We start from the raw sequence: 12,022 nt of genomic DNA on the forward strand, positions 1-12,022 counted from the left end.
TCCTGTACATCGAATGCTTCAGGGGATATTTGCCAAGCAAATTGCAGGCATTTCCTGTACGATGCCTGGCCAAGTTAATTTTCTACAGGTTAATGGCCGCCATGCGCGTAAAAGCATCCAACAGCAAAGCAAAGCCAGCTCCAGCCGTCGAAACCAGCGAATCGATCAATAACCAGATCGCTGCATTCCTCAAATCCGGCGGTGAAATCCAGCAAATTGCCAAAGGCGTAAGCGGCCAGACGTTCGGCCCGTCCAAGCAGATCACGCTGGGCAAAAAGTAAAAACCACGCCTTACCTGGTCCCTGGGCGCTTTGAGCTTCGAAGCGTCTGGACTGGAACTCTGCAATAGCCTCCCCCCAACATCACCAATCTCGTAAAAATCGACGAACGGCCCTCGATGCCTGTCATTCGCCGGTATCCTTGCACGCGTCTAGATCAAGCGTTTCAGCAGGCCAAACCGCCTGCACTCGCTGTTCATGGAGTGACGCATGCAAAAACTCTCCTGCCTTTGCTTACTACTCGGCGGTCTACTGGCGTGCTCCGTTGCCCAAGGTCAGGTTTTTCAGCGCGAGCTGGGCGATTTCGACCTGAAACTCGGTACCAACCCAGCTCGCAGCATGGCCCAGGGTCTGGTCAAACCTTCCGCCGTCGGTTCATTCCATGGTGGCCTGGACCTGACCCATGACAGCGGTTTCTACTTCGGCCAATGGTCACCCAGCATGGGAATCAGTCCCGGGAAAAATCTCGAAATCGATTCCTACGCAGGCTTTAAACAGCCCTTCGACCAAACGCTCGGTTACGAAGTGGGCATCATTCATTACAGCTATCCCGAAGTGGAAACCCTCGACAGTCAGGAACTGTTCGCAGGCTTGACCTTGCTGGGCAGCCGTTTCGGCGTTGCGTTGAGCAACGACCCGGACAAACAGAACAGCACCCTGTTCGCCAATCTCAGCGGCAATGAGCCCTTCGGCATCGGGATCAGTATGAAATACACCACCCACCAGTTGAATACTCCGGTGGCTGTGGACGGTGGTTACGTAGGCAGTTTCACTGATTGGTCGGTGAAGTTGTCCCGCCCCTTCATGGGAATCGACCTTGACCTGATCTACAGTGATTCCAGCCTCAGCGGCAGCACTTGTTCAGCCTATTCCGGGCACAACAACCAGTGTGACGGACTTGTCACACTCAAGGCCGAACGCAGCTTCTATTGATCGGCTGAACTGCCGGCCTCCTCTTGCGTTCACATGAGAATCAGATTCCGAAGCCAGGCCTTCGCAAGGATTCGCCCATGTCTCGCTGGTTAAAATACATCGCCTGTGCACTCATCTGCAGCCTGACCCTGGGCGCGTGCAGTCGCATGGGCCTGGCCTATCGCAACCTCGATGTGATCATTCCCTGGACGCTCAGCGATTACCTGGACATGAACGGCGAGCAGAAAGGCTGGTTTAACGAGCGCCTCAAGGAACATTTGAGTTGGCACTGCTCCACGCAAATGCCCGGCTACCTTGACTGGCTGGACCGCTTGCAAAACATGGTCGCCAGCAATCAGGTCACCGATGCCGCACTGCAGGACCGCGCCACCGAAGCCAAGCAGGCGATCGCCGAAACCGCGCGGGAAATCACTCCGTCAGCGGTCCAGTTGCTGCGGGGGCTGGATGACAAACAGGTGGCAGAGATGAACGAGGCGTTCGCCAAAGACCAGCGCAAACGTCAGGAGAAATACCTAAACCCCTCCCTTGATCAGCAGATCAAGGATCGCGGCGAACGCATGGAAAAGCGCCTGAATGACTGGCTCGGACCACTCAGTCAGGCCCAGCGGCAACGAGTAGCGGCGTGGTCGAATGCCTTGGGCGACCAGAATACGGAGTGGATTGCCAACCGTGCTCACTGGCAAAAGCAATTCAGCGCAGCGGTAGCCCAACGTCAGAGCCCAGAATTCCCACAGCGAATCGAGACGCTTCTGGTCGACCGAGAACGCCTGTGGACACCGGCTTATCGGCAGGCCTTTGCCAAAACCGAAGCGCAAGCGCGTTCGCTGTTTGTCGACCTGATGGCAGAAAGCACGCCGGAACAACGTCAACGGCTGCTGACAAAGATTGAAGGCGTGAAGAAAGACTTCAGTGATCTGAAGTGCCTGAAAGCTGCAAAACAAAACTGACAAAGCACTTATTTACTGTAGGAGCGAGCCTGCTCGCGATAGCGGTGGGTCGGTCGACGCGAATATCGACTTCTCCACCGCTATCGCGAGCAAGCGTACTCCAACACGCTATCGCAGAAGATCAGGCAATCTGCGCCTTGGACGCCACCTCATCGAACGTCAGCTCATCCAGCGCATCTTCCTGTTCATCGAGCACTTGCCGAGGATGCTCATTGCCCGGAATGCTGCTGTCGATCAGGCTCAATAAACTCGAGCCCCGGGGCGTCAGAATGTAGTTGGCACCGGTGCCGCCCTGTTCCTCAGGCCGAGGTTCGATGTAGCCCCGCTCCAGCAGGAGCTTTTCATATTCGCCCGCCACCGCTTTCAGATGGTCAAGGTTCTCTGTCTGTTCACCCTCCGACGCCTTTTCTGCTGCGTATTGCTCGGCATAGGGCCGTGGGGTAAAGCTGGCTTCGCCGCGCTGCACCTCGTGCAGCAAGCGCTCGATCAAATCCCAGTTATAAGTCGTCATCCTGCAACCTCCGGTGCCCGTGAGTGGGGGCTTCATAGTGTGTGACCGGCAGGCCGGGCGGCCGTTCACCCTGGATTTTTCAGCCCGACCGACCGGCGGCATGTCGAATTCCAGGCATGCCAAACGACTAGGCTGTGTAAGTCACTCCCAGCCCCACGCAGGAGAAAAAACAATGAACGTTCAGAACCATCCCGTCGTGTCGCGGGAAGAATGGCTCGCCGCCCGCAAGCAACACCTGGCCCACGAAAAAGCCTTCACCAAGGAACGGGATAAACTCAGCGCCGAACGCCGCGCCTTGCCTTGGGTGAAAATCGACAAGGACTACCACTTTCAAGGTCCGAACGGCGAATTGAAGCTCGCCGACCTGTTTGGCGGCCGCAGTCAGTTGATCATTTACCATTTCATGTTCGCCGAGGGCTGGGACGAAGGTTGCCCCGGTTGTTCGTTTCTTTCCGACCACATCGATGGCGCCAATCAGCACCTGGCCCACCATGACGTTGCAGTGGTGGCGGTTTCCCACGCACCTTTCGCCGAATTCCAGGCATTCAAGCGACGCATGGGGTGGAAGTTTGACTGGGTCTCGTCAGAGGGCTGCGACTTCAACTACGACTTTGGCGTCTCGGCCAGAGCTGAAGATGTCGCCGCCGGCAAGGCCACCTACAACTACGAAAAAACTGACGGCTCCGAGGAAGAACTTCCGGGCCTCAGCGTGTTTTATCGCAACGAGGATGGCGAAATTTTTCACACCTACTCAACCTATGCCCGAGGCCTGGACATGCTGGTGGGTGCCTACAACTACCTGGATTTGACGCCCAAGGGGCGAAATGAAGAGGAGATCATGGAGTGGGTGAAGCATCACGATAAATATGACGATAATGCGCCGGCAACTTGCTGCCATGGGTGAATCTGAACTTTTTCCATGCTTGAGGCCTCAACCGGTTAACCCGCCTTAACCGGAACTGAGGCCTGACACATGAAAAACCTGCTCAAGCTCACCCTCGCCGCCACCCTCGCTTGCGCACTGCCTGCCTGGGCCTGTACGCCCGAAGAGGCCACAGCCAAACGCGAACAACTGGCCAAGGAAGTCACCAGGCTCACCGAACAGAACCCGGCCAAGGCCAAGGAAATCAACGATGAGCTGCAAAAAATGGACCTGGGAACGGCTGCGAAAGACCTGCCGGACAAGTGCCAGTTGATCGATCAGCGTTTGAAAGAGCTGGGAACGGCAGAGAAGAAGGCCGACAGCTGAAAACAGACATAAAAAAACCCGGGCTTTGCCCTTGATGCTGTTCACGTAAGAGAACGTCAGCAACCTGTGGCGAGGGAGCTAACTCCCTCGCCACAAGTACAATGTTCGTCCTTAGGTGAAGAGAATCAGGACTTTGTCCGGGTATTTCCAGAACGCTACGGCGCTTTATTCAGCCGCCGGTGCTTCCGGCTTGCGACGTTTCAGCGGGGCCATACCGTCCTTGCTCACCAGCGAATCGCTTTTCGGGCGATTGACGCTCTTGCGTTTGGTCGGGGTCTTGGCGGCGGTTTTCTTCTTGTCGCCCTTGGCGTCGGTCTTTTTCTTCTTCACGCCGACGGCCTTGCCCGAAGCCTTGACCTTTTTCGGTCCGCCGTAGGTGCCTTTGACTTCCTTGATGGTGCGGCGCTCGAAGCTCTGCTTGAGGTAGCGCTCGATGCTCGACATCAGGTTCCAGTCGCCGTGGCAGATCAGCGAGATGGCCAGGCCATCGTTGCCAGCGCGGCCGGTACGACCGATGCGGTGTACATATTCGTCGCCGCTGCGCGGCATATCGAAGTTGATCACCAGATCCAGGCCGTCCACGTCGAGACCGCGAGCGGCGACGTCGGTCGCCACGAGGATTTTCACCCCACCCTGCTTCAGCCGGTCGATCGCCAGTTTGCGATCTTTCTGGTCTTTCTCGCCGTGCAGCACGAACGCTTTGTATTCCTGAGCCACCAGACGACCATAGATACGGTCGGCCATCGCCCGGGTATTGGTGAACACGATGGCCTTCTGGTAGGTCTCGTTGGCGAGCAACCAGTTGACGATCTGTTCTTTGTGCTGGTTGTGGTCAGCGGTGATGATTTGCTGACGGGTGGTTTCGTTCAGCTGGCTGACCGCGTTGAGCTGCAGGTGCTCAGGATTGTTCAGGACCTTGGCGATCATCTCGCGCAGACCGGAGCCACCCGTGGTAGCGGAGAACAGCATGGTCTGCTGACGGTTGGTGCACTCATCGACCAGACGCTGCACGTCATCGGCGAAGCCCATATCGAGCATGCGATCGGCTTCGTCGAGCACCAGCACTTCAACTTCTTTCAAGTCGAGGTTACCGGCGTTCAATTGCTCGATCATCCGCCCGGGCGTACCGATCAGTATGTCCGGCACCTTGCGCAACATGGCGGCCTGGACCTTGAAGTCTTCACCGCCGGTGATCAGGCCGGATTTGATGAAAGTGAACTGCGAGAAGCGTTCAACTTCTTTCAGGGTCTGCTGGGCCAGTTCACGGGTTGGCAGCAGGATCAGGGTCTTGATGCTGACGCGGATCTTGGCCGGCCCGATCAGGCGGTTGAGGATCGGCAAAACGAACGCAGCGGTCTTGCCGCTACCGGTTTGCGCTGTCACCCGCAGGTCACGCCCTTGGAGCGCCAGCGGAATGGCCGCTGCTTGCACAGGCGTTGGCTCGACAAATTTCAGCTCGGCCACGGCTTTGAGCAGGCGTTCGTGCAGGGCGAATTGGGAAAACACGGGTGCTACCTCGAAGAAATACAAAAAATCAGCTGCATAGGGTAACGGTTTCGAGCGCCGAGGCCGAGTTTCTTTATGCAAACGACAGTAAACAGTGGCTTTTTTGTTGCCTGATTTGTCTCCGAAGGTAATACAAAGCGTCTTAAATGCTCTAATCGCCCGTCGCGTCTCACAGAAGAATCGTTTTTACCCATGGATATCAAACAGCTCTGGCTCAACGCCCAAGACCTTTGGGGTGCACTCGATCAACATCCCGTCGTGCATGCCGGCCTGGCACTGGCAATGCTGCTGGTCATAGCGCTGCTGCTCGGACGAGTGGCGCGCTACCTGATCCTGCATGCCAGCCGAATGCTTGGCCGCCAGCCTGCGTTGCACTGGATCAACGACTTTCGTCACAACAAGGTGTTTCAACGCCTGGCGCAGATGACGCCGTCGTTGGTAGTCCAGTTCGGCCTGCACCTGGTGCCGGAACTGAGTAAAACCGCGATGATTTTCCTCGGCAATGTGGCGCTGGCATTCACCGTGCTGTTCCTGATCCTGGCGATCAGCGCGCTGCTCAATGCCTTGCTGGACATCTACGCCCGCACCGAACACGCCCGCACCCGCTCGATCAAGGGTTATGTGCAACTGACGAAAATGGTCTTGTACGTATTTGGCGCGATCATCATCGTCGCTACGCTGATCGATCGCTCACCGCTGTTGCTGCTGTCAGGCTTGGGTGCCATGTCGGCGGTGATCCTGTTGGTCTACAAGGACACGCTGCTGTCATTCGTCGCCAGTGTGCAGCTCACCAGCAATGACATGCTGCGGGTGGGTGACTGGATCGAGATGCCACAGGTCGGCGCCGATGGCGATGTGGTGGACATTACGCTGCATACGGTCAAGGTGCAGAACTTCGACAAGACCATCGTCTCGATCCCGACCTGGCGCCTGATGTCCGAATCGTTCAAGAACTGGCGCGGCATGCAGGCTTCTGGCGGCCGCCGGATCAAGCGCAGTCTGTTCATCGACGCCAGCGGTGTGCGTTTTTTGCGTGATGAAGAAGAGCAGAAACTGGCGCAGGTGCATCTGCTGACCGACTACATGTCCCGCAAGCAGGCCGAACTCAAAGCGTGGAATGAAGCCCAAGGCAACCTCGCCGCCATGTCGGCCAACCGCCGACGCATGACCAACATCGGCACGTTCCGCGCCTATGCACTGGCCTATCTGAAAAGCCACGCGCAGATCCAGCCGAACATGACCTGCATGGTCCGGCAGATGCAGACCACGGCACAGGGCATTCCGCTGGAAATCTATTGCTTTACCCGAACCACGGCGTGGGCCGATTACGAGCGGATCCAGGGGGATATCTTCGACTACTTGCTGGCGGTGCTGCCGGAGTTTGGCTTGAGCCTTTATCAGCAGCCCAGTGGCGGCGACTTGCGGGCCGGGTTGTTGCCGGCCCTGCTGGGTTCAAGCCACATTCCCGAGCCGGAAAAAAACCGTATGTAAGGGGTTCAACAGGTCAAGTGGCTAGGTTTTGAAGAGTCGCCGCACATCCACGGGGTCGGCATTTCCGCTCGGGTCAATAGCGAGGAAATACTTCAGCTGCCACTGCTGCGTCTTGATAGCTTGCCGGGCGACGGGCCGGGACCACGGCGGATACACGCGAATCGCTCGCTTACCGCCTTCGCCGGCAATCGACATGACACCTTTGGCAGCCAATATCTCCCGGTCAAACACAAACTGGCCGTCATGGGTTTCATCGCCAACGCTCACCACCACAAAGGCGATACCATCGTCGCGATCGAGTGGTGCAATCTCGCTGGTCGGCGTTGGCCGTTTCCACAACGTGACGAACTGGCCAATCTTGGTCGGCGTGGTTTTCGCCACCCGGAAGACGATCGCCTGGCCATCGAGGCCGAAACGGAAGGCGCCATACTCGGCACTTTCCTCCTCGCGCCGCGCTTCATCCGTCAACGCCAAACCTGCGCGCTTGTAGATCTGCTCAATGGCGGCGATCAAGCCCTTCATGTCCGACTCCGCAACGGCAACACTTCTCGCCTGACGCCCAACCGGCTGATCCAGACCGCCATCAAAATCACAGAGCCACCGAGCAACAACCGCCCCAGCTGCTCATGCTGATTCCAGATCAGCAGATTGATCAGCAACCCCACCGGCACATGCAGGTTGTTCATCACTGCCAGCGTCCCGCCATTGACCAGGCAAGCGCCCTTGTTCCACCAGTACAGCCCCAATGCGGTCGAGACCAGGCCGAGGAACAACAACACAGCCCATTGCAACGGTGCTTCGGGTAGGAAATTCTGTTTGCCGAACAGCAGGAACGCCGGCAACGCCACGGCCAGTGCCCCGAGGTAGAAGTAGCCGAAGCGCCGATAATGCGGCAGATCACTCGGGTGTCGTGCGACCAGATGCTTATAGAGCACCTGCCCGGCGGCATAGGTGAAGTTGGCCAGCTGCAGCAGCAGGAACCCCATGAAGAAGTCGGGATTGATCCGGTCGAAGCGAATCACCGCGGCGCCCGCGACCGCCACCAGGGCCGCGATCAAGGCCCACGGATTGAAGCGACGGTTCAGGGCATCTTCGATCAGGGTCACGTGCAAGGGCGTGAGGATGGTGAACAGCAACACTTCCGGCACCGTCAGCACGCGAAAGCTCAGATACAGGCAGACGTAGGTCACACCAAACTGCAACGCGCCGATCAGCAGCATGCCGCGCATGAACGCCGGTTCCACCGAACGCCAGCGCGTCAACGGAATGAACACCAGCCCCGCCAGCAGCACGCGCACGAGCACCGCGAAGTAACTGTCGACATGACCGGCCAGGTACTCACCGATCAAACTGAAGGAAAACGCCTGGATCAGCGTGACAAAAAGTAGATAGCCCATGCTCGCCTCGTTTCGAATGGCGGCGACGATAGCGGGTTTTGCCAATGATCGCGACCAGTCAAACAATACAAAAACCTGTGGAAGCGGGCTTTTATGCCACCCCATCAAATCGCAGGCAAAAAAAAGCCCGATCTCGCTAAAGCGTTCAATCGGGCTACGGCACTCAGGAGCAATAAGTGCAAAGGGAGGTTCGATGCGCGTACAGGCTTGAAGGGTTGCGCCAGGTCACTAGACCATCGAGCGATTATCTGGCGATTAACAGGTCAGGCCACTTGCGATAGCTTGGCATTGGCCTGGTTCAGGCCTTTCTCCTGGAAGTCGCCACCCAGGTTCATGCCTTCGGCATGGATGAATGTCACATCGTGGATACCGATGAAGCCCATGACCTGACGCAGGTACGGTTCCTGGTGATCCGCCGTGCTGCCGGCATAGATACCGCCGCGCGCCGTCAGCACATAAGCGCGCTTGCCGCTGAGCAGACCTTGAGGCCCGGTTTCTGTGTATTTGAAGGTGACGCCGGCGCGCAGCACATGGTCCAGCCAGGCTTTGAGGGTGCTGGGAATTGCAAAGTTGTACATCGGCGCGGCCATCACCAGTACGTCTGCGGCCAGCAATTCGTCTGTCAGCTGGTTAGACCGCTCCAGCGAAACCTGTTCGATGTCGCTGCGTTGTTCAGCGGGCTTCATCCAGCCACCCAGCAGGTTGATGTCCAGATGCGGTACCGGGTTGACGGCAAGGTCACGAACCGTGATCTGATCCTGCGGATGAGCGGCTTGCCATTGTTTGATGAACGTCTGGGTCAGTTGACGGGAAACCGAGTCTTGCTGACGGGCACTGCTTTCGATGATCAGAACGCGGGACATGGGATGTAGGCTCCATCTGAGAATGCTGTAAGTCGATGGAGTGAAGGTTAAACAGAGTCATATCGATGAAAAAGCGCAAATAATTGCTATAACCCATCAATAAATTCGTTTATAAGCGGAGCATGCCCGTCAGGTTTGCTCCGTTCGGTGTCATTTCGGGGTGCAGCTCAGCTCGATGCGCAGTTTGATGATGTTGCGGCTGAACTTGGCGGTGACGTTTTTGTGTTTGCCAGCCGGTACATCGATCTTTCGGGTGCGTGGAGCTTCCGGGCCGTTGCTGAAAACCGCCTTGCAGCTGGCATCGACATCGCCATAGTTGGCCACCCGAATGGAGCCGATATCGCTATCGGTGTCGAAGGTTTCGTAATCGATCTTCAGGCCATTGAGGTCTTTTTTCACATCGATCGGGTAAGCAGACGCAGTCAGCGGCAACAGGCTCAGCAGTACGCAACCTGATACCAGACAACACATTTTTTTCATTGAGCAGTCTCCAATAAGAACTGCCCAGCTTAGGACAAGAGGAGCACATCATGAAAGCGCCCCGCGTGACCCTTGATCAATGGCGAACACTTCAAGCCGTGGTCGACCACGGTGGTTTCGCCCAGGCCGCCGAAGCGCTGCATCGCTCGCAATCCTCCGTCAGCTACACCGTAGCGCGGATGCAGGATCAGCTTGGCGTGCCATTGCTGCGCATCGACGGGCGCAAAGCAGTGCTGACCGAAGCCGGCGGCGTGCTGTTGCGACGGTCCCGGCAACTGGTGAAACAGGCCAGTCAGCTCGAAGACCTGGCTCACCATATGGAGCAAGGCTGGGAAGCCGAAGTGCGCCTGGTGGTCGACGCCGCCTATCCGAGCGCTCGCCTCGTCCGCGCGTTGACCGCCTTCATGCCGCAAAGCCGAGGTTGCCGGGTGCGATTGCGCGAAGAGGTGCTATCAGGTGTGGAGGAAGTCCTGCTCGAAGGCGTCGCCGACCTGGCGATCACCGGGTTCAGCATTCCGGGCTACCTGGGTGCGGAATTAAGCGACGTCGAATTCGTCGCGGTCGCCCACCCGGAACATTCCCTGCATCGCCTTAACCGCGAACTGAGCTTCCAGGATCTGGAAAGCCACATGCAAGTGGTCATCCGGGACTCCGGTCGCCAGCAACCACGGGACGTCGGCTGGCTCGGCGCCGAACAGCGCTGGACGGTCGGCAGCCTGGCCACCGCCGCGACATTCGTCGGCAGCGGCCTGGGGTTCGCCTGGTTGCCCAGGCACATGATCGAACGAGAACTCAAGGAAGGCACGCTCAAGCTGCTACCTTTGGATCAGGGCGGCAGCCGTAACCCGAGCTTCTATCTGTATTCGAACAAAGACAAACCCCTCGGGCCAGCCACACAGATTCTCGTCGAATTGCTGCGCACCTTCGACACTGCACCACTGGACGCACCGTTCGCCGCCCCCGAACAAGCCTGACACGGAGTGTATGCATGGCCTATTTCGAACATGAAGGATGCAACCTGCACTATGAGGAATATGGTCACGGCACGCCGTTGCTGCTGGTCCACGGGCTGGGTTCCAGCACGCTGGACTGGGAAAAACAGATACCCGCGCTGGCTGCACGCTATCGGGTGATCGTCCCGGATGTACGCGGCCACGGTCGCTCCGACAAACCCCGCGAGCGTTACAGCATTGCCGGCTTCAGCGCCGACCTGATCGCGCTGATGGAGCATCTGAAGCTGGGTCCGACACATTATGTCGGACTTTCCATGGGGGGCATGATCGGCTTTCAACTCGGGGTCGATCAGCCACAACTGCTTAAAAGCCTGTGCATCGTCAACAGCGCGCCGGAGGTCAAATTACGCAGCCGTGACGACTATTGGCAATGGTTCAAACGCTGGAGCCTGATGCGCGTGCTCAGTCTGCGCACCATCGGCAAGGCCTTGGGCGGCAAGCTGTTCCCCAAACCCGAGCAGGCAGATTTACGACAAAAGATGGCTGAGCGCTGGGCAAAAAACGACAAACATGCTTATCTCGCCAGCTTCGATGCCATTGTCGGTTGGGGTGTTCAGGAACGCTTGTCGAAGGTGTCCTGTCCAACCCTCATCATCAGCGCCGACCGTGACTACACTCCGGTCGCGTTGAAGGAAAACTACGTAAAACTGTTGCCTGATGCGCGGCTGGCAGTGATCGCCGATTCGCGTCATGCCACTCCGATGGATCAACCCGAACGCTTCAACCAGACACTGCTCGAATTTCTCACCGCAGTCGACACCACCAATCAGGATCTCTGACCCATGCTGAAAAAAATCGTCCTCGCCGCTGGTTCCGTTCTGTTTGCCGCCAACCTTATGGCCGCAACGCCTGCCAAGGCGCCGCATGTTCTGCTGGAAACCACCAACGGCCAGATCGAAATCGAACTGGACCCGGTCAAGGCTCCGATCAGTACCAAGAACTTTCTTGAGTACGTTGACAGCGGCTTCTACAACAACACGATTTTCCACCGTGTGATTCCGGGCTTCATGGTCCAGGGCGGCGGTTTCACCCAGCAAATGCAACAAAAAGAAACCAAGGCGCCGATCAAGAACGAGCACAACAACGGCCTGGTCAACGTGCGTGGCACCTTGTCCATGGCCCGTACCTCGGTGCCGGACTCTGCCACCAGCCAGTTCTTCATCAACGTCAAGGACAACGACTTCCTCGACCAGGGCGACGGCTACGCGGTGTTCGGCAAAGTCGTCAAAGGCATGGATGTGGTCGACATCATCGTCAACTCGCCTACCACCGTTCGCAGCGGCATGAAAGACGTACCGGCAGATCCGGTGTTCATCAAGTCGGCCAAGCGCATCGACTGAAACCAAGCTGGACA

Annotated in this window: 15 protein-coding genes; 9 read left to right on the plus strand and 6 right to left on the minus strand. The window is 57.5% G+C overall.

The features are described from left to right. The first annotated feature begins 92 nt into the window (after positions 1–92). From ASD60_RS05880 to ASD60_RS05890, 3 genes are all read left to right on the plus strand, one after another. Positions 93–281: a hypothetical protein gene (locus tag ASD60_RS05880; RefSeq protein ID WP_017337097.1), complete on the plus strand. Its 189-nt coding sequence runs from the start codon at positions 93–95 to the stop codon at positions 279–281. 207 nt (positions 282–488) lie between these two features. Beyond that, positions 489–1,211, plus strand: coding sequence for a TorF family putative porin (locus tag ASD60_RS05885; protein WP_056853088.1), 723 nt, complete (start codon positions 489–491; stop codon positions 1,209–1,211). 77 nt (positions 1,212–1,288) lie between these two features. Next, on the plus strand, positions 1,289–2,158 hold the full coding sequence (locus tag ASD60_RS05890) for a DUF6279 family lipoprotein (protein ID WP_056853089.1): 870 nt from the start codon (positions 1,289–1,291) through the stop codon (positions 2,156–2,158). A 121-nt stretch (positions 2,159–2,279) separates the two neighbouring features. On the opposite strand, the gene ASD60_RS05895 is transcribed toward ASD60_RS05890, so the two are convergent. Further along, positions 2,280–2,669: a hypothetical protein gene (locus ASD60_RS05895; protein ID WP_056853090.1), complete on the minus strand. Its 390-nt coding sequence runs from the start codon at positions 2,667–2,669 to the stop codon at positions 2,280–2,282. 172 nt (positions 2,670–2,841) lie between these two features. Between ASD60_RS05895 and ASD60_RS05900 the strand changes: the two genes are divergently transcribed. Together ASD60_RS05900 and ASD60_RS05905 are read left to right on the plus strand one after the other, a co-directional pair. Next, positions 2,842–3,573, plus strand: coding sequence for a DUF899 domain-containing protein (locus tag ASD60_RS05900; RefSeq protein ID WP_056853091.1), 732 nt, complete (start codon positions 2,842–2,844; stop codon positions 3,571–3,573). A 69-nt stretch (positions 3,574–3,642) separates the two neighbouring features. Continuing rightward, a complete protein-coding gene (locus tag ASD60_RS05905) occupies positions 3,643–3,918 on the plus strand; it encodes a hypothetical protein (protein ID WP_056853092.1) in 276 nt (91 codons plus the stop codon). Positions 3,919–4,083: 165 nt separating this feature from the next. On the opposite strand, the gene ASD60_RS05910 is transcribed toward ASD60_RS05905, so the two are convergent. After that, complete coding sequence (locus ASD60_RS05910; RefSeq protein WP_056853093.1) at positions 4,084–5,424, minus strand: DEAD/DEAH box helicase; 1,341 nt, start codon at positions 5,422–5,424, stop codon at positions 4,084–4,086. Positions 5,425–5,616: 192 nt separating this feature from the next. Here ASD60_RS05910 and ASD60_RS05915 point away from each other — a divergent pair, with 192 nt between their 5' ends. Beyond that, complete coding sequence (locus tag ASD60_RS05915) at positions 5,617–6,915, plus strand: mechanosensitive ion channel family protein (RefSeq protein ID WP_056853094.1); 1,299 nt, start codon at positions 5,617–5,619, stop codon at positions 6,913–6,915. Between the two features lie 21 nt (positions 6,916–6,936). On the opposite strand, the gene ASD60_RS05920 is transcribed toward ASD60_RS05915, so the two are convergent. The 4 genes from ASD60_RS05920 to ASD60_RS05935 form a co-directional block, all read right to left on the minus strand. Beyond that, positions 6,937–7,437 carry a MepB family protein gene (locus tag ASD60_RS05920; RefSeq protein WP_056853095.1) on the minus strand — a complete coding sequence of 167 codons (501 nt, stop codon included), beginning with the start codon at positions 7,435–7,437 and terminating at the stop codon, positions 6,937–6,939. Then, on the minus strand, positions 7,434–8,312 hold the full coding sequence (locus ASD60_RS05925; protein WP_056853096.1) for a carboxylate/amino acid/amine transporter: 879 nt from the start codon (positions 8,310–8,312) through the stop codon (positions 7,434–7,436). Before ASD60_RS05925 ends, ASD60_RS05920 begins: the two co-directional genes overlap by 4 nt. A 263-nt stretch (positions 8,313–8,575) precedes the next feature. Next, positions 8,576–9,175: an FMN-dependent NADH-azoreductase gene (locus ASD60_RS05930; protein ID WP_056853097.1), complete on the minus strand. Its 600-nt coding sequence runs from the start codon at positions 9,173–9,175 to the stop codon at positions 8,576–8,578. Between the two features lie 150 nt (positions 9,176–9,325). Further along, positions 9,326–9,655 (minus strand): hypothetical protein, encoded by a 330-nt coding sequence (locus ASD60_RS05935; RefSeq protein ID WP_056853098.1) that lies wholly within the window; start codon positions 9,653–9,655, stop codon positions 9,326–9,328. A 50-nt stretch (positions 9,656–9,705) separates the two neighbouring features. Between ASD60_RS05935 and ASD60_RS05940 the strand changes: the two genes are divergently transcribed. From ASD60_RS05940 to ASD60_RS05950, 3 genes are read left to right on the plus strand one after another with little or no spacing between them, the layout of a single operon-like run. After that, positions 9,706–10,629, plus strand: a complete 924-nt coding sequence (locus ASD60_RS05940; RefSeq protein WP_056853099.1) for a LysR family transcriptional regulator — start codon at positions 9,706–9,708, stop codon at positions 10,627–10,629. 14 nt (positions 10,630–10,643) lie between these two features. Then, on the plus strand, positions 10,644–11,447 hold the full coding sequence (locus ASD60_RS05945) for an alpha/beta fold hydrolase (RefSeq protein WP_056853100.1): 804 nt from the start codon (positions 10,644–10,646) through the stop codon (positions 11,445–11,447). A gap of 3 nt (positions 11,448–11,450) precedes the next feature. Further along, positions 11,451–12,008 (plus strand): peptidylprolyl isomerase, encoded by a 558-nt coding sequence (locus ASD60_RS05950; RefSeq protein ID WP_056853101.1) that lies wholly within the window; start codon positions 11,451–11,453, stop codon positions 12,006–12,008. Positions 12,009–12,022 lie beyond the last annotated feature (14 nt).

Origin of the sequence: Pseudomonas sp. Root562 (genome assembly GCF_001427125.1) — a bacterium.
Taxonomy (GTDB): Bacteria; Pseudomonadota; Gammaproteobacteria; order Pseudomonadales; family Pseudomonadaceae; genus Aquipseudomonas.